This is a genomic window from Flagellimonas yonaguniensis (assembly GCF_029193885.1).
Classification (GTDB): Bacteria; Bacteroidota; Bacteroidia; order Flavobacteriales; family Flavobacteriaceae; genus Flagellimonas; species Flagellimonas yonaguniensis.
The window spans coordinates 57,613-78,920 of the sequence record NZ_JARFVB010000006.1; the positions used below are offsets into that span (position 1 = coordinate 57,613).

Genomic DNA, 21,308 nt, shown 5'->3' on the forward strand with positions numbered 1-21,308 from the left:
CAATAAAAGTGAGCGATACAAATAGATTTGATATAGAAAGTTTAGGGGCGTCTGAATATAGGTCGCCCCTTCAACTTAGTACCGTAAAAGGAGACCGTATTTTCAACTTTGTCAGCGAGTCGGACCGATTGGTGTTCGATCTTTCCATAGACCATTACAATCAATGTTTGACTGATGGAGTGGCACCCGTTTACATGGAAAAGGCAGGTCCGAGACAGGATATATTTTTTGATGGCAAGAATACCACTGCGGCCATTGTTACCTGTGGAGGACTTTGTCCTGGAATCAACAATGTGATTCGGGGCCTGGTCATGGCCCTGCATTATTTTTACGGGGTCAAAAAGATTGTTGGAATACCTTATGGGTATGAAGGCCTAAATCCTCAAAAGGGGCATGATCTTGTGGAATTAACGCCTGATAAAGTCAAGGATATCCATCAATTCGGGGGTACCTTTTTAGGCTCGTCTCGAGGTGGACAAGATGTATCGGTCATGGTGGATACCCTTGAGAACAACAAGGTGGACATGCTTTTTGCCATTGGGGGCGATGGAACCTTGAAAGGAGTGAACGCCATAGGTGAAGAAATTTCCAAAAGAAAAGCAAAGATCAGCGTAGTAGGGATTCCAAAGACGATTGATAATGATATTGACCTGATTGACGAGTCCTTCGGATTTGAAACCGCCTTTGATGTGGCCAGTCCCATTTTACGTGATGCCCATAACGAGGCTACAGGTGCCTACAATGGTATTTCCATTATCAAATTGATGGGAAGGGATAGTGGCTTTATTGCCGCATCGGCTGCTTTGTCCATGCCTGTGGTCAATTTTGTATTGATTCCGGAAATGGATTTTGCCCTCGATGGAGAAGATGGTTTTTTGAAAGCTCTGGAAAAGCGGTTGCATCAGAAAAAACATGCCGTAATTGTGGTGGCAGAAGGTGCGGGCCAACAATTGTTCAAAGAACGAAAGATTGTAAAGGATGCTTCGGGAAATGTACAACATGAGGACATTGGGGTTTTCCTAAAGGAAAAAATATCCGAATACTTCAAAGGGAAGAGCCCTGTGACCATCAAGTATATCGATCCTAGTTACATCGTGCGATGTGCACCGGCCAACTCGAGCGATAGTGTTTATTGTAGTCGATTGGCCTATCATGCGGTGCACGGGGCCATGGCTGGCAAGACAAAATTTGTGGCCAGTAGGGTCAACAACAGGTATGTGTATATCCCGATTGACGAAGTCACAAAAAAGAGGAAAAAAATTGATGTGGAGGGGGAGTTTTGGTTCTCCGTGCTCCAAAGTACAGGTCAGCCCTTCTTCTTGGGATAGGAATCAATTTTTAACTGACAATTGTCATTAAATTTTAGCGGCAGTAGTCATAGATTTGAATATAATCAAAACAATAATCATGGAAGTACAAGTTCAATATCAAAAGATGATGACCAGTGAATCACTAACCGAACTGTTAATGAAAAAACTGGAAGGTTTGGAAAATAAATATAACTGGTTGATCAAAGCCAATGTGCTTTTTAAAACAGAGAACGATAAAACCGGGGAAGGTAAGATTTGCGAAATTGAACTGAGTGCCCCTGGACCGAGAATCTTTGCCAAGTCCAATACCGATGATTTTGAAAAGTCCATGTCCAAAACCATTGAGGATTTGAGAAGACAACTTGAAAAAAGGCAAGCTACATTTGCCGCACATAAATAGAAACAAAATCCTTGCTGCGCATGAATCTTTAAAACTGCGACGATGAAACTCAAATTGATAGGCATAAGTTTACTGCTCCTTATGGGATGCTCTTCAACCAGATTGGTTGGTACCTGGAAGAATCCGGATATTGTACTTTTTGATGCATACCAAGTACTTGTAGTGGGTATGGTGCGGGATGACAATGCACGCATGGAGTTCGAGACCAGTTTTGTGGACGCCTTGAAAGAACAGGGCGTGGATGCCGTGCGCAGCATTGATCTTTTTGATGTGGAATTTACATCATCGGAAAGGTCTGAAGAGGAACTGGCGGAAGTGGAGCAACAATTGTTGGACAAAGGGTTTGATGCCATTTTGTTTACCAAGGTCGTGGGAACCGAGAACCGCAGAACATTCAGGGAACACATTAATAATGTGGACCAAATGCTTGTTCGGTTCAGTACGGATTATCTGGAGCATCAAGAAATCTACTATAACCCAGAATACTACGATACTTTCAACATATATCATTCAGAGACTTCCCTGTACTGTATATGTATTGGAAAGGAAATTGAATTGATTTGGCGGGGGGAAGTGGATGTCACAGAGCCCGAAAACGTGAATAGGGCCATAGACTCCTACATTAAGTTGGTGACCAAGTCAATGGGGGAGCAAGATGTCATTTTTAATCAGAAAGTCCAATAGCCTCCAATACCCCTAGAAAATCCAATGCGATCAAAATGGGAATTGCAATCAATATTACGATCAATACAAAAACCATGATTCGTAAAAACCCGACCATGAGTTTGTTTCCTATGCTAATTTCATCTGCCATAATAGTGTAATTTCCATCAATTTAAGAAATTATTCGCGTATACCCCTTAAGATAAAGCCCACTGATCGATTAACGGATGTTTTTTTGGCATGTGCTGTAAACCAATCACTTGGATTTGTCCTGCTTTCCACTGAGCAATTTACCGAGCTCCTCAAGTGTGATTCCTTTGGTTTCCGGCATCATGAACATAACCCATAGCAATTGTAATACCATCATTACTGCGAAAAAGATAAAGATAGGCCAAGGATTGTCCTTGAAGATGCCGATGTCAGCATCCAAAAAGGTAGGGGTAAGCAAGGTGATCAAAGCCGCAAACACCCAGTGTGTTCCCGTTCCCCAAGACTGTCCATAGGAACGAACGTTGTTGGGGAATATTTCCGAGATAAATACCCAGATAACGGCGCCTTGCCCTACGGCATGAGAGGCGATGAATATCAAAATAAAGGTAAGCAGTAGCAAAGAACTGGCGCCCGAATAGAAACACCAACCTACCATGGACAAACTCACAATATAGCCGATGGAACCAATGTACATGAGTTGTTTTCTGCCCAACTTGTCAATGAGGGATATGCCCACAAAGGTAAAAATCAAGTTGATGACCCCGATGGATATGGAACTGAACAGCGATTCGCCAGAGGCCAATCCTGCCCGTTCCAATATTTCAGGGGCGTAGTACAGTACAAAATTTATACCCGATAACTGATTGAAAAATGCAATCAGAAATGCCAGTAACAAGGGTTTGTTGTATCTACCCGAGAACAAGCTTTCATTTTTCTTTTCCTTTGTTTCGACAATAGCAACCTTGATTTGCTCCAGATGAAGCGAGGCCTTATCCTTTGCAATGCCCAAGAGCGTGATGGATTCCATGACCATTGCATCCGTTCGGTCTTTCATTAAAAGCCATCTAGGGCTGTTGGGTATTTTAAAGACCATGAAGGTATATATCAGTGCAGGAAGTCCCTCAATGCCCAGCATCCAACGCCAAGCTATGCTTTCATCAAAAATCATCCCGATGAGGTAGTTGGAGATAAAAGCCAATAGAATCCCAAAAACTATGTTGAACTGGTACATCGCCGTTAGTCTTCCTCGTGTCTGAGCAGTGGAAATTTCGGAAATGTACACGGGTGCTGCCACCGATGATGCACCCACACCGACCCCGCCGATAAACCTAAAAAATGAAAAGCTATAAGCTTCGGGAGCCAGGGCAGAACCCATTGCGGAGGCAAAATAAAGGATACCTATCCAGAAGAGGGTCTTTTTTCTGCCCAATCGGTCTGTGGGAATGCCTCCAAACAGTGAGCCTAGAACAGTCCCCCATAGGGCCATGGACATAATAAAGATGCCATGAAAAGTAAAAATGGAATCGCCCAAAAACCAGTTGGTGTCCCATATTTCCTTTATGGGTTGATTGGCGCCTGAGATAACCACCGTGTCAAACCCAAACAAAAAGCCCGCTAGGGCCGCTGTCAATGAAATTCTGAAAATACGCTTGTCCATAAGAGGATGAATTTTGCTAAAGCTAACCAAATTTTACAAAATCCCGGAAATGTATTTCAGGATCAAGTCGGCAGCTCCTCGGTTGGAGTTGATATAATTGGAGTTGATATCCCCTGTGTTTTTGATGGAAATGGGGTTGTTCAACAGGTCGCCCATTAAATTGTTGAAGCTATCTTGACTGGAAATGGGAATAATCCCCCCTTCGTTGACCAAGTCCTCGGCTTCCTTGAAACCCTGAAACTGTGGCCCTATGATAATTGGGATGCCAAAAACCGCTGGCTCCATGGTGTTGTGCAGCCCTGTGGCAAAGCCACCACCAACGTAGGCAATGTTGGCATAGCTATAAATTTTGGTCAGCAAACCAATGGTGTCAATAATAAGGACATCGATTTCCTTTAGGTTTTGGTTGTCCAATTCGGAATAGCGTACCACGGTTTTTTCAAGGGATGAGGTGATTTTATCAATATGGACAGACTTTATCTCGTGTGGAGCGATGACAAACTTTAGTTTTTCGTTGGTGCTGTTGATGTAATTGACCAGGATTTTTTCATCTTCGGGCCATGTACTGCCAGCTACCAAGCACAGTTGGTCATTTTTGAATCGATCCATGAAATCCAATTGGTTGTTCCGTTTCAATATCTCGGAAACACGGTCCAATCGGGTATCGCCACCAATACTGGAATTGTTTAAACCAATGGATTCCAAAAGCTCTTTGGACTTTTTATCCTGAACAAAATAATGGTCGAACTTCCCTAAGCTTTTTCGCATAAACCCTCCAAAGGATTTGAAATAAACCTGCCTCTTAGAAAAAATGGAAGAGACCAAAATGGTCGGGACGTTTCTTTTTCCAAGATGATACAGATAATTGGGCCATACTTCATATTTAACAAAAATGGCCAGCTGTGGATTTACCAGATTTAAAAAACGCTTCACTTTGGAATTGCTGTCAATGGGCAGGTATACCACAATATCGGCTACCGAGGTGTTCTTTTTAACCTCGTAGCCCGAGGGCGAAAAAAAACTGAGAACCAATTTGTGTTCGGGATATTTGGACCGCAATCGTTCCAAAATGGGAAGACCTTGTTCAAACTCGCCCAAGGAAGCTACGTGCATCCAAATGGTGTTGTCCGTGGGGCTGAGTTTTTCTTCCAACAAGGGAAAAGTGCTTTTTCTGCCTTTTACGAACAATTTGATCTTGGCATTGAAAAGTGCGACCACTTTCAAAGCAAGCCAAACGATGTTGATCAAAATATTATATAGAAAACGCAAGGGCATCATTTTTCGCTAAAATACATTCTTTCGATCAGAGACCATTATGGCATCTTAATTTCTTAATTTTGACCTATTAATTTATTCCGATGAAAAAAATACAAATGGTTGACCTCAAAGGTCAATACGAAGGCATAAAAACCGAGGTCAACGACGCCATTGCGGAAATCTTGGATTCCTCCGCATTTATAAACGGACCCCACGTTCACGCGTTTCAAAGTGAATTGGAAGAATATTTGGGTGTAAAGCATGTGATTCCCTGTGCCAACGGGACCGATGCGCTCCAAATATGTATGATGGGCCTTGGATTGCAACCAGGGGATGAAGTGATTACGGCGGATTTTACCTTTGCTGCTACCGTGGAAGTGATCGGTCTGTTACAATTGACACCAGTTTTAGTGGATGTGGAACCCGATACCTTCAATATAGATGTGAAGGCCATTGAAAAGGCGATAACACCTAAAACAAAGGCAATTGTCCCCGTGCATCTTTTTGGACAGTGTGCCAATATGGATGAGATCATGGAGTTGGCCAAAAAGCACGATTTATTTGTTATTGAAGATAATGCACAGGCTATTGGAGGGTCTTACTTCTCCAAAGATGGTTCCAAACAAAAGGCTGGGAGCATCGGGCATGTTGGTGCAACATCATTTTTCCCATCCAAGAACTTGGGTTGTTATGGTGATGGCGGCGCTATTTTTACCAATGATGATGATTTGGCGCATACCATTCGCGGTATCGTGAACCATGGAATGTACAAAAGGTATTATCATGATGTGGTCGGTGTAAACTCACGTCTGGACTCTATTCAAGCCGCTGTCTTGAGAGCAAAATTGCCAAAATTGGACTTTTACAATCAAAAACGTTGGGAAGCTGCATCAAAATATTCCAAGGCATTTGAAGCTCAGGAACACATTTTAGTGCCAAAAGTGTCTTGTAATTCTAAATCAAGCGAAAGCAATCATGATTGCCATGTGTTCCATCAGTATACCCTAAGAATCACAAATGGCAAAAGGGATGCTCTGGTGCAACATTTAAATGATAACAACGTTCCTTGTGGGGTATATTATCCAGTTCCATTGCACAAACAGAAGGCGTATGTTGATGACCGTTACAACGAGGATGATTTCCCTGTGACCAATCAGTTGGTGAACGAAGTGATTTCACTTCCCATGCACACCGAATTGGATGATGAGCAAATAGAATACATAACCAAGTTGGTGATTGACTTCGTAAACAAATAAATATGAAAATACTCGTGACCGGTGGTTTGGGCTTTATCGGTTCCCATACCGTTGTTGAATTACAAAATGAAGGCTTTGAGGTAGTGGTTGTGGATAATCTGTCCAACTCATCCATCAATGTTTTGGAAGGTATTGAAGCCATAACTGGCAAAAGGCCCATTTTTGAAGAATTTGACCTTCGGGATAAACCAAAGGTCCAGGATTTCTTTCAAAAGCATGATGATATTGCAGGAGTCATTCATTTTGCGGCATCAAAAGCAGTGGGGGAAAGCGTGGAAGAACCTTTGCTGTATTACGAGAACAACCTTGGGGTATTGGTCTACGTACTACAAGAGTTAAAGAAAAAAGGAGATGCAAGCTTTATCTTCAGTAGTTCTTGTACCGTATATGGTCAGGCGGACGAAATGCCGATTACAGAGGCTGCACCTGTAAAGCCGGCAGAATCACCCTATGGCAATACCAAGCAAGTGGGTGAGGAGATCATTAGGGATACCTGCAAGGTAAATCCAGAGCTGAAAGCCATCTCGTTACGGTATTTCAATCCCATTGGGGCGCACCCTTCTGGAAAGATTGGGGAACTTCCCATTGGAGTTCCTCAAAACTTGGTGCCATTCATCACGCAAACAGGTGTTGGTCTTCGTGAGCAATTGTCTGTTTTTGGCGATGATTACCCCACGGAAGATGGTACCTGTGTCAGGGATTACATTCATGTAGTCGACTTGGCCAAAGCACACGTGGCTGCCTTACAACGTTTGTTGGAAAATAAAAATGAAGGCAACTACGAAGTATTCAATTTGGGTACGGGAACAGGAAGCTCCGTATTGGAAGTCATTCAAAGTTTTGAACGCGTATCCGGCGAAAAGTTGAACTATAAAATTGTGGGCAGAAGGCCTGGAGATGTAATCCAAGCTTATGCCGATACCAAAAAAGCAAATGAAATCTTGGGATGGAAGGCAAAATCCAGTCTGGATGATGCCATGAAATCCGCTTGGGAGTGGGAGAAGATCGTAAGAAGTTAGGGCCGAAAAAATCCTAAAACATTTTTTGGTCGTACATACTGTATGTTACCCAGTTACAATAACAGTTTGGAGTTGCTGGAAGGTGTTCGGCACGAGCAACTCTATCAAAACCTACTGCTGCAACTCAAAAAGGATTTTGAATTGGCCAATGTGCCCATCAATATCCCTATGGATATATCCCCCGAGGAACTTAAAAGTACCATTCACGAAAAAATCTACTTTTTGATCGTGGAAAAGTTTCCGGAGTACCTCAATTTATTATATGTGGTGGACATCTCTGAGAGCAAAGTCAAAAAGATAGCTCCGTCCGATGTTGTTGATATTTCGGCGGAGGTATCTTTTTTATTGTTGAAAAGGGAATGGCAAAAAGTGTGGTACAAGGCCAAATATAGCAGCTGACCTTTGGTCATACCTTTACATAAATGCCTTTTTTGTCCATAAAATAGCCCACGACCCAACAAGTGAGCATTACCCAAAGAGCAAATAGCAAAGAACCCACATGTCCGCCAGACCACGAAATAAATATATTGTCGGCAATCCATCTATATAAAGATTCTCCGTTGATATCGATGGCAAAAAGGGTTATGATGAATAGTTCCGACAACAAATAAATGAACAAGGTGTTTTTGCCGAAAACCTCGAAAAAGTAGCTCCAACTTTTGGCCTTTTTCATGTCCAGGATATAAATAAGTATGGCAATGGCAAAAAGGTCTATGCCGCAAGTGAGCAGTACAAAGGAACTTGTCCAAAGTTTTTTGTTGATAGGCAGAATAAGGTCCCATGCCAATCCTGCAAAGACCAAGGCAACCCCAACCATCATTAATTTGGCCACCGTTTCAAAGTTTTGTCCATTGTTCTGGATAAATCGACCCGCTAAGTAACCAATGATCACATTTACAATGGCGGGAAGTGTACTTAATAATCCTTCGGGATCAAAGGCAATGCCCTCCCCATGGTACATGTGGCTGGGACCAATGAGCCATTCATCCAATTTTAATACAGCGTTGCCCGTTAAGGTAAGGTCCCCAAAACCAATTAAAATGAGATGGTAGCCCACTAAAAACAAAGCGCTGAGCCAAATGGCGGTTTTGCTCTTCACAAAGTGAAGGATGATGGAGGCGAACATATAGCACAGTGCAATACGCTGCAATACCCCAAATACCCTTGTCTCTGAAAACGGTTTTAATTGTCCATCATCAAAAAACGGATACCAGTACATTAAAAAGCCCAAAAGGAAAATAATGGCCGTTCGCTTCAATATTTTCTTGAAAACGGCGGATTGCCCCATGCTCTCATATTTCTTCATGCTAAAACTCATGGAATTTCCCACGACGAATAAAAAAGTGGGAAAAACAAGGTCGGTCAATGTAAAACCGTTCCAATTGGCATGTAACAATGGCGAAAAGGTGGTAGAGCCGTTCCCCGGTGAGTTGACAATAATCATCAAAGCGACATCCAGCCCCCTGAAAACATCAAGGGAGAGGTATCTGTTTTTAAGTTTGGACATATTAAGTTGGTTTAGCTGGTAGCTCAAGTTAAATTATTTTTAGTTTCCCCTGTTAATTTCAGTTAAAAATTTCATTTTTATTGCTTTGGTGTTCATTCTGTGATATAGTTGTAAATTTGAATAATAAATTAAAGGGAATGCAAGTATATAAATGCTAAAACCCGTATTTTTGACAAAATTTTCCATAAAGTTTTGGAGAAACAGAAAGAATGGACAAATATTCATTTTTAAATGCTGCGCACACATCGTTTTTTGCGGAGCAATACGATAAATATCTAACGAATCCCGATACTATAGAGCCCAGTTGGAGGGCTTTTTTTCAAGGATTTGATTTTGGTTTGGAAGGTTCCCTCGAAGATTTGGGTGTCGAATCCGACAAGGGGGGCATGGTTGTGCTCTCCAACGGAAAGAAAGTGGAAATGCCGGAAGCGCTCCAAAAGGAGTTTCAGGTCATTCGCTTGATCGATGGTTACCGTTCCCGAGGACACCTCTTTACCGAGACCAATCCGGTAAGGGAAAGAAGAAAGTATGTCCCTACTTTGGACATCGATAATTTTGGGTTGAACCAAGAAGACCTTGATACTGTTTTTGATGCAGGAAAGATATTGGGTATCGGCCCAGCTTCATTAAAGGAGATCATCCGTCATTTGGAAAGTATCTATTGTGATGCCATTGGGGTGGAGTACATGTATATCCGTACACCGGAACGTATACAATGGATCCAGGATTGGCTCAACAAGAACGATAATCATCCAAATTACACTGCGGACGAGAAGAAGAACATTCTCAGGAAATTGAATGAGGCCGTTTCTTTCGAGAGCTTTTTGCACACGAAATATGTGGGGCAAAAACGATTTTCGTTGGAAGGAGGCGAATCTTTGATTCCGGCTTTGGATGTAATCATTGAAAAAGCTGCGGACAAAGGCGTAAAGCAGTTTGTGGTGGGTATGGCCCACAGGGGACGCTTGAACGTTCTTACCAATATTTTTGGGAAATCGCCGAAAGACATCTTCAGCGAGTTCGATGGAAAGGATTACGAAGAAACCATCTTTGATGGTGATGTGAAATATCACTTGGGATGGACCTCAAAACGTGAAACGGATTCTGGAAAGATGATCAATATGAACATTGCCCCGAACCCATCGCATTTGGAAACAGTGAACTCCATTGTTGAAGGCATTTCAAGAGCCAAGCAAGATCACGACCATAGTGAAGAAATATCCGAGGTATTGCCGATCTTGATTCATGGTGACGCCGCTTTTGCAGCCCAGGGAGTCGTTTACGAAACAATTCAAATGGCACGTTTGGATGGATATACCACAGGAGGTACCATCCATATTGTGGTGAACAACCAGATTGGATTTACCACGAACTACTTGGATGCAAGGTCGTCAACTTACTGCACGGATGTGGGCAAAGTGACACTTTCGCCCGTATTGCACGTAAATGCCGATGATGCTGAGGCCGTTGTGCATGCCACAACCTTTGCCTTGGAATATAGGATGCGTTACAAACGTGATGTTTTCTTGGATTTATTGGGGTACAGAAAGTATGGCCACAACGAGGGGGATGAGCCCAAGTTTACCCAGCCCTTGTTGTACAAATCCATTTCCAAGCACAAGAACCCAAGGGATATTTACGCAGAGAAATTGATTGCCGAAGGAGTGATTGATGAAAACTACGTGAAAGAACTTGAGGAAAAATATAAAAACGATCTCGAGGAGGATCTTTTGGATTCCCGTAAAATAGAGAAGACCAGAATAACCCCTTTCATGCAAGATGAATGGGAAGGGTTTGAGCAGGTGGCCGAAGAGGTGATGCTGAAACCTATGGACACCACGTACGACCTTAAAAAGTTGGACGAGGTGGCCCAAAGCATTACCAAGCTTCCCGAGGATAAGAAGTTCTTGAGGAAATTGGTAAGGCTGGTGGAAGGTCGCCATAAAATGTATTTTGAGGACAACAAGCTCGATTGGGCCATGGGAGAACTTTTGGCCTATGGATCATTGATTGAGGAAGGTTACGATGTTAGGATGACAGGCCAAGATGTGGAAAGGGGAACCTTTTCTCACAGGCATGCGGTCATCAAAACAGAAATGCACGAGGAAGAAGTAGTGTTGTTGAACGAAATGGGAGATAACCAAAATGGAAAGTTCCATATCTACAACTCTTTGCTATCGGAATACGCTGTGATGGGATTTGATTATGGCTATGCCATGGCAAGCCCAAAAACCTTGACCATTTGGGAAGCGCAGTTCGGGGACTTCAGTAACGGAGCCCAGATTATCATAGATCAATATTTATCCTCTGCGGAAGACAAATGGAAACTGCAGAACGGATTGGTGCTCTTGTTGCCCCATGGTTACGAAGGTCAGGGGGCGGAACACTCATCAGCTCGTATGGAAAGGTACCTGCAATTGTGTGCTAAGGACAATATGTACGTGGCGGATGTGACCACTCCAGCCAACCTGTTCCATCTTTTCCGTAGACAAATGAAGGCCAAATTCCGTAAGCCATTGGTGGTATTTACGCCTAAAAGTTTGTTGAGGCACCCAAAAGTGCATTCCACAAAAGAGGAAATGGCGAAGGGTAGTTTCCAAATGGTAATAGATGATGCAGATGCTAAAGCTGCCAAGGTAAAAACGTTGGTCTTCTGTACAGGCAAGTTCTACTACGATCTTCTGGACAAGAGAGAAGAATTGGAGAGGGATGATGTGGCTTTGGTTCGCGTGGAGCAGTTATTCCCATTGCCAGCTGAGGAAATGCGAAGCATCATCAAAAAATACAAGAACGCCGATGATATTGTTTGGGCCCAGGAAGAGCCAAGAAACATGGGAGCTTGGAGCCACATGTTGATGCATTTGGACGAAGCCAAGCGATTCAGGGTGGCATCCCGTAGATTCTATGGTGCGCCAGCTGCAGGTAGTGCAGTGCGTTCAAAAAGACGTCATGCCCAAGTGTTGGACTACGTTTTTGATAAGAGTAAGGACAATATGCAAATAAGATAATACAAGTATATAAACTACAATAAAGATGGTTTTAGAAATGAAAGTTCCCTCGCCAGGGGAATCCATTACAGAAGTAGAAATCGCCGAGTGGTTGGTTGAGGATGGAGACTATGTGGAGAAGGACCAAGCCATAGCCGAGGTGGACTCGGATAAGGCAACATTGGAGCTTCCTGCAGAGGAGAGCGGAATTATTACCCTTAAGGCCGAAGTGGGTGACGCCGTAGCTGTTGGCGAGGTAGTTTGCCTCATCGATACGAGTGCGGAAAAGCCTGAAGGTTCATCGGACGCATCCGAGAAAAAGGAGGACACCAAGAAGGAAGAACCTAAAAAAGAGGCACCCAAGAAAGAGGAGCCTAAAAAGGAAACCTATGCTTCTGGTACGCCATCTCCTGCGGCCAAGAAAATATTGGACGAAAAAGGAATCGAGCCTTCATCGGTTTCAGGGAGTGGAAAAGATGGGCGTATCACAAAGGATGATGCGGTAAAAGCAAAGCCATCCATGGGAACCCCGACAGGAGGTAGCCGCGGTGAGAGCCGTTCCAAATTGTCCATGCTGCGTAGAAAGGTGGCCGAGCGTTTGGTTGCTGCGAAAAACGAGACGGCAATGTTGACCACCTTCAACGAAGTGGATATGTCCGCTATATTTGAATTACGTAGCCAGTATAAGGAGGAGTTCAAGAACAAACATGGTGTTAGTCTTGGATTTATGTCCTTCTTTACCAAAGCCGTGATTCGTGCATTGCAAATGTATCCTGCCGTAAACTCTATGATCGATGGCAAGGAAATGATCACCTACGAATTCTGTGATATCAGTATTGCGGTATCAGGACCTAAAGGTTTGATGGTTCCGGTAATCAGGAATGCGGAAAACTTGACATTCAGGGGAATTGAATCCGAAGTAAAACGTTTGGCCATCCGTGCTAGGGAAGGTGAGATCACTGTGGATGAAATGACCGGTGGTACTTTTACCATTACCAACGGAGGTGTGTTCGGTTCCATGTTGTCTACCCCTATAATCAACCCACCGCAAAGTGGGATTTTGGGTATGCACAACATTGTGGAGCGCGCCATTGTTAGGGATGGGGCCATTGCCATTGCACCTGTAATGTACGTTGCACTTTCTTATGATCACAGAATTATCGATGGTAAGGAATCTGTTGGGTTCTTGGTTGCCGTGAAAGAAGCTTTAGAAAGTCCAGAAGAATTGTTGATGGACGGAAACGTGAAAAAAGCGTTGGAATTGTAAATATAAGATATGCCAGCAGGCGGTCCGTTAGATCATCCATTGTCTGATATATTGACTCATGGTTTAAATGTATACACTCCGGAATGTGATAGGATGATTCGAGAATTGAACAAGATTGTAAGTAGGAAGGAGTTGTTTGAAATGTTTGATTGGTTAGATGACTTAAGTGCATCTGAAAGTGATAAACTAGAGTTTGAAAAGAAAGTCAGGATAAAATACCTGATGTTAAAAGGGAAATGATGATTTGAAATTAGGTGCGCTTTTCATTAAATTATATGGCTCGAACTGACAAAAGCCTTTACTTTTTTAAGTAAAGGCTTTTTTTATTGTAGTCGATTACGGCCTTTCCTTTTTTAAGTACATCGGCACCGATAATCCCGTCTACAGGCAATGCGTTATGCGCTACCAAGGCTTGGTTTACGTGGGTAAGGTCAAAAAGGACGACTTTCTGCTTTTTCTTTTTCCAGTCCCCGATCTGGATTTTGTTTTTATTGGAGATCAACGTTTCCATTTCCGTGGCGCCGGCACCGGCCGCTTTGATGTCCGTGGCTTCTGAGGCCATTTCAAAAAACTCGATTTTGTCCATCCCCACACAAGTGTTGGAGGCTCCCGTGTCCAAAATGAACTTGCCAGTAACCCCATTAATGCTGGCAACGAGTTCAAAGTGGTTGGTTTCGGTCAATACCAAAGGTATTTTAATGTATTCTTTGGATTTGAGGAATTTTTTGAGTGATGCCATAGGGAAATATGCTCTTGAGGAATCTTTAATCGGAAACAAAGTTTTGGGTCGTCTAAGATAAGCCTATTTTTGCGATATGATTGTTACAGATACCCATACCCATTTATATAGTGAAGCCTTTGATGAGGATAGAAGTGAAATGATGCAACGTGCCATGGATGCAGGGGTGGAACGCTTTTTTATCCCCGCCATCGACTCAACTTACACCCAGTCCATGTTGGATTTGGAAACCGGCTATCCCGACAATGTGTTTTTGATGATGGGCCTACATCCAACGCATGTAAAAGAAAATTACAAGGAAGAGTTGGCCCATGTGGAAGAGTGGCTGACCAAAAAGAAGTTCTACGCTGTGGGCGAAATAGGGGTAGATCTATATTGGGACAAGACCTTTTTGAAGGAGCAGCAAGAAGCTTTTGCCTATCAGATTTGGTTGGCGAAAAAACATCAATTGCCCATTGTGATCCATTGTCGCGATGCCTTTGACGAGGTTTTCGAAGTGTTGGAGCAAGAAAAAGGAAATGACCTCTTCGGGATTTTTCATTGTTTTACAGGAACTTTGGAACAGGCGCATCAAGCCATGTCCTATAATATGAAGTTGGGCATTGGGGGAGTGGCCACCTTTAAAAATGGTAAAATCGATAAATTTTTGAATCAAATCGACCTAAAGCATATTGTACTGGAAACCGATGCTCCGTATTTGGCACCGACACCCTATCGCGGAAAACGAAATGAAAGCTCTTACATCATAAAGGTGTTGGAAAAACTATCTTCCATATATGGTATGCCCGAAGAAGAAATCGCGGCAATAACCACGGAAAACTCCAAGGAAATATTCGGAATCTGATCTATGAAAAAGAAGACCAACATATTACTGATCTATACTGGGGGTACCATCGGTATGGTAAAGGATTATAAAACCGGTGCGCTCAAGGCCTTCAATTTTGAGGAACTGGTAAAAAATATTCCAGAGCTGAAGCAGTTGGATTGTAACCTAAGGGGTGTCTCGTTCGATGACCCCATTGATTCTTCCAATATGAATCCACATCATTGGGCGGTTATCGCATCCATTATCGAGGAGCATTATGAAGACAATGATGGTTTTGTGGTACTGCACGGTAGCGATACCATGAGTTATTCTGCATCGGCATTGAGTTTTATGTTGGAAAATTTACAAAAGCCGGTCATCTTCACCGGTTCTCAATTGCCCATTGGGGATCTGCGTACCGATGCCAAAGAAAATCTGATCACGTCCATCGAAATAGCTGCCCTTCAGAAAAAGGGGGAGCCAGTTTTACAGGAAGTCGGACTGTATTTTGAGTACAAACTCTATCGGGCCAATAGGACCACAAAGATAAATGCCGAACATTTTGAAGCCTTTGATTCGTTGAACTATCCACCTTTGGTGGAATCGGGGGTCCATTTGAAGGTGCATCAGAATTATTTGATTAAAAAAGTGACCAAAAACAAGTCGCTTCAGGTCCATAAAAAAATGGACAATCGAGTGGCGATCTTAAAATTGTTCCCAGGTCTCAACCAAAATGTGCTCCGATCCATGTTGGGCATTCCCGATTTAAAGGCACTTATTCTGGAAACATACGGTGCCGGGAACGCCCCAATGGATGAATGGTTTTTGAATGCGATAAAAAATGCCGTGGAAAATGGATTGCACATAATTAATGTGACACAATGCTCGGGAGGAAGTGTTTTTATGGGACATTACGAAACCAGTGAAAAACTTAAGGAGATGCAACTGGTTAACGGAAAGGATATTACAACAGAGGCGGCCATCACAAAAGTGATGTACCTTTTGGGGACAGGGGTTCCCGACAAATTGTTCAAGACGATTTTCGAGACACCACTTCGTGGTGAAATGGTGTAAAATTAACGCCTCAAATTTCTATAACTGATTATTTTTTTGTTTATTGGTCGGCCTAAATGAAACAATAGAGAGGTGGCCGAGTGGTCGAAGGCGCACGCCTGGAAAGTGTGTATACACCAAAAGTGTATCGAGGGTTCGAATCCCTTCCTCTCTGCTAGGTATTTTAATTTTTCAATTGTAAAATTTTTATATCTTTATATTATTAACTAACTAAATTTAAGTTTAAGTAAAATGAAAAAAATATCCTTTACTCTGGCTGCTGCCGGAATGTTTGTGATGGGAACTACAACTGCATCTGCAGCAATGTTGCAAGAAGAAGCTGAAGCCAGCAAAGGTTTCACCCAAGTATTGAAAGAGCAATTTATCCAAGGGGGACCTGATTTTATGGGTATTGTATTGCTTTGTTTGATTTTGGGATTGGCTGTAGCCATCGAAAGAATTATTTATTTGAATTTGGCAACTACAAATTCCACTAAGTTGAAGCAACAAGTTGAGGACGCTTTGGCTTCAGGTGGTGTAGAAGCTGCTAAAGAAGTTTGTAGAAACACAAAAGGACCTGTTGCTTCCATCTACTACCAAGGTTTGGATAGGGTTGATGAAGGAATCGAGTCTGCTGAAAAAGCTGTTGTGGCATACGGTGGTGTACAAATGGGTCAATTGGAGAAAAACGTTTCTTGGTTGTCTTTGTTTATCGCTATTGCTCCCATGCTAGGGTTTATGGGTACGGTAATTGGTATGATTCAGGCGTTCCAGAAAATTGCAGCAGTAGGTAACTTGAGTGCTTCCTTGATTGCAGGTGACATCCAGGTTGCGTTGTTGACGACCGTATTCGGTTTGATCACGGCGATTATCCTTCAGATTTTCTACAACTATATTATTGCTAAAATCGATAGTATCGTAAATGACATGGAAGACAGCTCAATTGCATTGATTGACATGTTGGCTGCCCACAAGAAATAATTACGAATTAAAAACTATCGAGAATCATGAATAAAATAGTAAAAATATTACTCATCGTCATCGGATTGGTTGCAGCCGTGCTTTGGTTCTCCCTTCCGTCTGCCGATGATCCAAATGCCATTAGTAGTGGAGCAATGAACTTTATGTTCATTATCATGTACATCCTATTGGCTATTGCGGTAATCACTTCAGTAGTTTTTGGATTGGCAAAATTGTTCACTACCAAAGGTAGTATTAAGAAAGCCCTTTTCGCCATTGGCGGATTGGCTATCGTCGTAGCCATATCTTACGGGATTTCTTCAGATAACATGGCTGTGGTGGAAACTATGTCCGATAGAGGCATTGAGACCACGGAAGGAACTGTGAAAAACATTGGAATGGGATTGAATGTATTTTTCATCCTAACAGCAATAGCTGTGGTTCTAATGGTATTCCCAGGATTGAAAAGAATGTTTGTTAAGTAAAAAGTTGAATTATGCCTAGAAGAAAAGGAGCACCGGAAGTAAATGCCGGCTCCATGGCGGATATTGCATTCCTCTTGCTTATCTTTTTCTTGGTGACCACCACCATTGAAACAGATGCAGGTCTGGACCGTATGTTGCCGCCGTTTGAGCCGCCAAATGAGGAACCGCCTATAATTAAGCAGAAAAACATTTTTACTGTAAGTATCAATAGAAATGGTCAGTTGCTGGTTGAAGATCAATTGATGGAAATCGAAGATTTGAGAGAAGCTGCTGCAAAGTTTCTTGAAAACGGAGCCGATGGAACTTGTGACTATTGTAAAGGTAGAAAAGATCCTTCATCATCCGATAACCCAGTAAAAGCGATTATCTCATTGAAGAACGACAGGGAAACCAAGTACAGTACTTATATTACAGTTCAAAACGAATTGGTAGGTGCGTATAATGACTTGCGTAACCGAGAAGCTCAACGTTTGTACGGAAGGGATTTTACCGAAATGGAAGCGGACTACCTGAATCCAGAAACTCCTTCCAGCGTTAGAGATGACTTGAAAGACAAAGTGAAACGTGTCCAGGATATGTTCCCGCAGAAGCTTTCAGAGGCAGAAACATCAACCAATTAAAAACTATTTATATGGCTAAGTTTACCAAAAAGAAGGAAGGGGATTTGCCAGCGGTGTCAACGGCTTCATTGCCAGATATCGTTTTCATGCTCTTGTTCTTCTTTATGACAGTGACCACAATGAAAGATAGTTCTTTAATGGTTGCCAACACTCTTCCCAACGCTTCGGAAATAAAGAAGTTGGAAAAGAAGGATCGCGTTATTTACATTTATGTAGGAACACCTACCCAAGAATATCAAAAGGTTTTTGGTACAGAACCAAAAATCCAATTGAATGATAAATTTGCCAATGTGGACGAAGTAGGTTCATTTATTTTGGCAGAACGTGCAAAGAAACCGCAAGAACTTCAAAATGTATTGACTACTGCTTTAAAAGTCGATAAGGAGGCCAATATGGGTCTTATTACCGATATTAAGCAAGAATTGAGAAAAGTAAATGCCCTTAAAGTGAATTATACCACTTACGAAGGAAACGCTTTTAACAATCTACAGTAGGCAATAGCTTAGATTTAGTGGGAAACGCTCCAAATTTTTAATTTGGGGCGTTTTTTGTTTTAAATTGTCACATGATTCGAACCGTTTTATTTACGATTAGTGCACTGCTTTTATTGATTCCCATTGCTGTTTTGGGTCAAGAAGAAGAGGATGGTTTAACAGTGACGGACAACCGTTATCTGGAAGATCAGTTTTATATCGGTGTTGGTTACAATGTTTTATTTGATGGGCCAGATGCTATTGATCAGCGTAATCTTTCCTATAATCTTCAGGCTGGTTTTATTAAGGATATCCCGTTTAATCGTCAAAGAAATTTTGGAATGGGTCTTGGCTTGGGTTATGCTGTGAATTCGTATTATTCAAATATGGTGGCCACCCTAGATAACAATGGCATAACATACGATATATTGGATGACGCTGACTTTAACCGCAGTAAGTTGGCCACGCATACCATTGAGATCCCTTTTGAAATAAGATGGCGAACATCAACTGCCAGTGAGTATAAATTCTGGAGGGTTTATGCAGGCGCAAAGGTGGGATATGTATTTTCAGGTAGGTCGAAATTGGTAGTGGACAGTGGTAATGATTCCTTTTCCAATAATGATATCGAAAAGTTTCAATACGGATTAATGTTGAATTTTGGCTATAATACCTGGAATATCCATGTGTATTATGGGTTGAATCCTTTGCTTAAAGATGAAGCAATGTTGGCTGGTGAGGCCATAGACTTGAAAGTACTTAGGGTTGGGCTTGTTTTTTATATCCTATAACCAGTATTTCAAAATAATCAGCTGAGAGCAACAGCCCAGAAGAAATCCTATCAACAACTCATTTTTGGTATGCGCCCGTAGATACAATCTTGACGTGGCCACCAAACCCGTAAAAAGAGTGAACAAACTTATGGCGATGGTAATGTTGATCTCAAAATGGATGCTCAACGCCACCATAAAGGTCAAAATGCTGCCCATGCCCAAAAGATGCATACTGGTCTTAAATTTGAAGAATAGTAAAATCAATGTGGCACTTGTTGCCGTTAGAAGGCCGGTAAAGTAGTAAAAGAGCTCGTGTACGTAGTTATTGGGTATTACTTTGTACAATATCATTAAAAATATAATACAACTAATATAAAGTGGGTATTTGCGTTCTTGAATCGTGGGCAGGAATATGGAGTTGATCACTCCTAGGTTTTTCAATATCAGAAAAAAGATAATGGGAATGATTACCGTAAGGATGAAAATGGGGAGGATATTTCCGCTTTGAGTCTCCAAGGTACTGTAAGGTGCCACCATAAAATACATTGCCGTGCCTCCAATCGGTATGAACAATGGGTGGAAAATGTAGGAGATGATGTTGTGTACGTGGTGCATCAAATTTCTTTACGTAGCCTTGCCACCGGGATATCGAGCTGTTCCCGATATTTGGCCACGGTTCGTCGGGCTATGGGATACCCTTTTTCTTTTAGCATTTTTGCCAGTTTCGCATCGGTAAGCGGTTTTTTCTTGTCTTCGTCCCGGATAACGGTCTCCAATATCTTTTTGATTTCCCTAGTGGATACATCTTCGCCTTGTTCGTTCTTCATGGATTCGGAAAAGAAATCCTTGATCAGTTTGGTACCGTAGGGTGTGTCCACATACTTACTGTTGGCGACCCGTGAGACCGTGGAGACATCCATGTCTATTTTATCGGCGATATCCTTTAGGATCATAGGACGTAATTTCCGCTCGTCCCCCGTCATGAAATATTCCTTTTGGTATTCCATAATGGTGTTCATGGTAATGAACAGGGTTTGCTGGCGCTGTCGAATAGCATCAATGAACCATTTGGCGGCATCCAACTTCTGTTTGATGAACATGACCGTGTCCTTCTGTGATTTTGATTTTTCCTTGGCATTTTTGTACCCCTCCAGCATATTACTGTAATCTTTGGAAACATGTAGCTCTGGGGCATTTCTACCGTTAAGGGTAAGCTCCAGCTCGCCATCCACGATTTTGATTGAAAAATCGGGAACTATATGCTCTATCATCCGGGTGTTTCCAGAATAGGAGCCACCAGGTTTTGGATTCAGCTTTTCAATTTCCGAAATAGCATCCTTGAGCTCTTCTTCGGAAATATGGTGCTTTTGTATGAGTTTGGAATAGTGCTTTTTTGTGAAATGGTCAAAAGATCGTTCCAAAATATTAATGGCCAATTCCACCGAAGGTTTTTGTTCTTTGCGTTTTAATTGGATAATCAGACATTCGTCCAAAGATCGTGCAGCTACCCCTGGCGGGTCCAAATCCTGTACAATTTTTAGAACTTCCACTATTTTATCCTCTTCTACATATATATTTTGGGTAAAGGCGAGATCGTCCATAATATCAGGAAGTGGTCTGCGTATGTAACCGCTTTCATCCACACTGCCCACCAAAAATTCGGCAATAGCCCATTCCTGGTCATCCAGATACACGGTGTTCAGTTGATTCAGTAAATATTGATTGAAGGAGGTTCCAGCAGCGTAAGGCACCCTTTTGTCCTCATCGTCAGTGCTATAATTGTTGGCTTGGGTGCGATAATCAGGGATTTCATCATCACTCAGATAATCATCAATGTTGATTTCATCTGTGTCGATGTTCTCATTGTCGGCAGAATCATCGTAGGTGTCCTCATAGATATCATCCAAAGCATCAGTTTCCTCTTTACCACTCTCCAATGCAGGATTTTCTTCCAACTCTTGCTTCAATCGCTGTTCAAAAGCCTGTGTGGGCAGTTGAATAAGCTTCATGAGCTGAATCTGCTGTGGAGACAGTTTTTGGGAAAGCTTAAACTGTAGATGTTGTTTCAGCATACGGATCGATGATT

General features: G+C 42.3%; 23 protein-coding genes and 1 tRNA gene. 17 read left to right on the forward strand and 7 right to left on the reverse strand.

All coding sequences use genetic code 11. The annotated features are described in order from the left end of the window. Nucleotides 1-8 precede the first annotated feature (8 nt). The 3 genes from PY092_RS11525 to PY092_RS11535 all read left to right on the forward strand — a co-directional run bounded on the left by PY092_RS11525 (nt 9) and on the right by PY092_RS11535 (nt 2,394). A complete protein-coding gene (locus tag PY092_RS11525; RefSeq protein ID WP_275615961.1) occupies nt 9-1,328 on the forward strand; it encodes an ATP-dependent 6-phosphofructokinase in 1,320 nt (439 codons plus the stop codon). A gap of 79 nt (nt 1,329-1,407) precedes the next feature. Then, nucleotides 1,408-1,710, forward strand: coding sequence for an HPF/RaiA family ribosome-associated protein (locus PY092_RS11530; RefSeq protein WP_275615962.1), 303 nt, complete (start codon nt 1,408-1,410; stop codon nt 1,708-1,710). Nucleotides 1,711-1,752: 42 nt separating this feature from the next. Beyond that, entirely contained in the window at nt 1,753-2,394 is a 642-nt protein-coding gene (locus PY092_RS11535; protein WP_275615963.1) for a hypothetical protein, read from the forward strand. On the opposite strand, the gene PY092_RS11540 is transcribed toward PY092_RS11535, so the two are convergent. The 3 genes from PY092_RS11540 to PY092_RS11550 all read right to left on the reverse strand — a co-directional run bounded on the left by PY092_RS11540 (nt 2,375) and on the right by PY092_RS11550 (nt 5,296). Further along, nucleotides 2,375-2,524 carry a hypothetical protein gene (locus tag PY092_RS11540; RefSeq protein ID WP_275615964.1) on the reverse strand — a complete coding sequence of 50 codons (150 nt, stop codon included), beginning with the start codon at nt 2,522-2,524 and terminating at the stop codon, nt 2,375-2,377. The genes PY092_RS11535 and PY092_RS11540 overlap by 20 nt on opposite strands. Before the next feature lie 105 nt (nt 2,525-2,629). Next, on the reverse strand, nt 2,630-4,021 hold the full coding sequence (locus PY092_RS11545; RefSeq protein ID WP_275615965.1) for a sugar porter family MFS transporter: 1,392 nt from the start codon (nt 4,019-4,021) through the stop codon (nt 2,630-2,632). 33 nt (nt 4,022-4,054) lie between these two features. Continuing rightward, nucleotides 4,055-5,296, reverse strand: a complete 1,242-nt coding sequence (locus PY092_RS11550) for a 3-deoxy-D-manno-octulosonic acid transferase (protein WP_275616070.1) — start codon at nt 5,294-5,296, stop codon at nt 4,055-4,057. Between the two features lie 83 nt (nt 5,297-5,379). Here PY092_RS11550 and PY092_RS11555 point away from each other — a divergent pair, with 83 nt between their 5' ends. From PY092_RS11555 to PY092_RS11565, 3 genes are read left to right on the forward strand one after another with little or no spacing between them, the layout of a single operon-like run. Next, complete coding sequence (locus tag PY092_RS11555; RefSeq protein ID WP_275615966.1) at nt 5,380-6,534, forward strand: DegT/DnrJ/EryC1/StrS family aminotransferase; 1,155 nt, start codon at nt 5,380-5,382, stop codon at nt 6,532-6,534. 2 nt (nt 6,535-6,536) lie between these two features. Then, a complete protein-coding gene (gene galE / locus PY092_RS11560; RefSeq protein WP_275615967.1) occupies nt 6,537-7,553 on the forward strand; it encodes a UDP-glucose 4-epimerase GalE in 1,017 nt (338 codons plus the stop codon). Nucleotides 7,554-7,595: 42 nt separating this feature from the next. Then, nucleotides 7,596-7,952: a hypothetical protein gene (locus PY092_RS11565; RefSeq protein WP_275615968.1), complete on the forward strand. Its 357-nt coding sequence runs from the start codon at nt 7,596-7,598 to the stop codon at nt 7,950-7,952. 7 nt (nt 7,953-7,959) lie between these two features. Here PY092_RS11565 and PY092_RS11570 read toward each other — a convergent pair whose 3' ends face one another. After that, nucleotides 7,960-9,060, reverse strand: a complete 1,101-nt coding sequence (locus PY092_RS11570) for an acyltransferase family protein (RefSeq protein WP_275615969.1) — start codon at nt 9,058-9,060, stop codon at nt 7,960-7,962. Between the two features lie 209 nt (nt 9,061-9,269). On the opposite strand from PY092_RS11570, the gene PY092_RS11575 reads away from it, so the two are divergent. The 3 genes from PY092_RS11575 to PY092_RS11585 are packed head-to-tail and all read left to right on the forward strand — an operon-like array spanning nt 9,270 to nt 13,554. Beyond that, complete coding sequence (locus tag PY092_RS11575) at nt 9,270-12,068, forward strand: 2-oxoglutarate dehydrogenase E1 component (protein ID WP_275615970.1); 2,799 nt, start codon at nt 9,270-9,272, stop codon at nt 12,066-12,068. A gap of 25 nt (nt 12,069-12,093) precedes the next feature. Then, nucleotides 12,094-13,314, forward strand: a complete 1,221-nt coding sequence (odhB, locus tag PY092_RS11580) for a 2-oxoglutarate dehydrogenase complex dihydrolipoyllysine-residue succinyltransferase (RefSeq protein ID WP_275615971.1) — start codon at nt 12,094-12,096, stop codon at nt 13,312-13,314. Between the two features lie 9 nt (nt 13,315-13,323). Beyond that, nucleotides 13,324-13,554: a hypothetical protein gene (locus PY092_RS11585; protein WP_275615972.1), complete on the forward strand. Its 231-nt coding sequence runs from the start codon at nt 13,324-13,326 to the stop codon at nt 13,552-13,554. 58 nt (nt 13,555-13,612) lie between these two features. Here PY092_RS11585 and PY092_RS11590 read toward each other — a convergent pair whose 3' ends face one another. After that, on the reverse strand, nt 13,613-14,053 hold the full coding sequence (locus PY092_RS11590; RefSeq protein WP_275615973.1) for a retropepsin-like aspartic protease family protein: 441 nt from the start codon (nt 14,051-14,053) through the stop codon (nt 13,613-13,615). A gap of 76 nt (nt 14,054-14,129) precedes the next feature. On the opposite strand from PY092_RS11590, the gene PY092_RS11595 reads away from it, so the two are divergent. From PY092_RS11595 to PY092_RS11630, 8 genes are all read left to right on the forward strand, one after another. Further along, nucleotides 14,130-14,897, forward strand: a complete 768-nt coding sequence (locus tag PY092_RS11595; RefSeq protein ID WP_275615974.1) for a TatD family hydrolase — start codon at nt 14,130-14,132, stop codon at nt 14,895-14,897. 3 nt (nt 14,898-14,900) lie between these two features. Beyond that, the gene (locus tag PY092_RS11600; RefSeq protein ID WP_275615975.1) at nt 14,901-15,932 is read left to right on the forward strand and encodes an asparaginase; all 1,032 of its coding nucleotides are present in this window, start codon (nt 14,901-14,903) and stop codon (nt 15,930-15,932) included. 66 nt (nt 15,933-15,998) lie between these two features. Then, nucleotides 15,999-16,086: transfer RNA gene (locus PY092_RS11605), tRNA-Ser, on the forward strand. 77 nt (nt 16,087-16,163) lie between these two features. Further along, on the forward strand, nt 16,164-16,892 hold the full coding sequence (locus PY092_RS11610; RefSeq protein ID WP_275615976.1) for a MotA/TolQ/ExbB proton channel family protein: 729 nt from the start codon (nt 16,164-16,166) through the stop codon (nt 16,890-16,892). 26 nt (nt 16,893-16,918) lie between these two features. Further along, nucleotides 16,919-17,356: a hypothetical protein gene (locus PY092_RS11615; protein WP_275615977.1), complete on the forward strand. Its 438-nt coding sequence runs from the start codon at nt 16,919-16,921 to the stop codon at nt 17,354-17,356. 11 nt (nt 17,357-17,367) lie between these two features. Beyond that, nucleotides 17,368-17,976 carry an ExbD/TolR family protein gene (locus PY092_RS11620; RefSeq protein WP_275615978.1) on the forward strand — a complete coding sequence of 203 codons (609 nt, stop codon included), beginning with the start codon at nt 17,368-17,370 and terminating at the stop codon, nt 17,974-17,976. 11 nt (nt 17,977-17,987) lie between these two features. Then, nucleotides 17,988-18,470 carry an ExbD/TolR family protein gene (locus PY092_RS11625; protein ID WP_127136483.1) on the forward strand — a complete coding sequence of 161 codons (483 nt, stop codon included), beginning with the start codon at nt 17,988-17,990 and terminating at the stop codon, nt 18,468-18,470. A gap of 71 nt (nt 18,471-18,541) precedes the next feature. Beyond that, entirely contained in the window at nt 18,542-19,240 is a 699-nt protein-coding gene (locus PY092_RS11630; protein WP_275615979.1) for a porin family protein, read from the forward strand. On the opposite strand, the gene PY092_RS11635 is transcribed toward PY092_RS11630, so the two are convergent. Then, nucleotides 19,235-19,837, reverse strand: coding sequence for a hypothetical protein (locus PY092_RS11635; protein ID WP_275615980.1), 603 nt, complete (start codon nt 19,835-19,837; stop codon nt 19,235-19,237). The genes PY092_RS11630 and PY092_RS11635 overlap by 6 nt on opposite strands. After that, the gene (gene rpoN, locus PY092_RS11640; protein ID WP_275615981.1) at nt 19,837-21,294 is read right to left on the reverse strand and encodes an RNA polymerase factor sigma-54; all 1,458 of its coding nucleotides are present in this window, start codon (nt 21,292-21,294) and stop codon (nt 19,837-19,839) included. The genes PY092_RS11635 and rpoN overlap by 1 nt, the downstream gene beginning before the upstream one ends. Between the last annotated feature and the right edge of the window lie 14 nt (nt 21,295-21,308).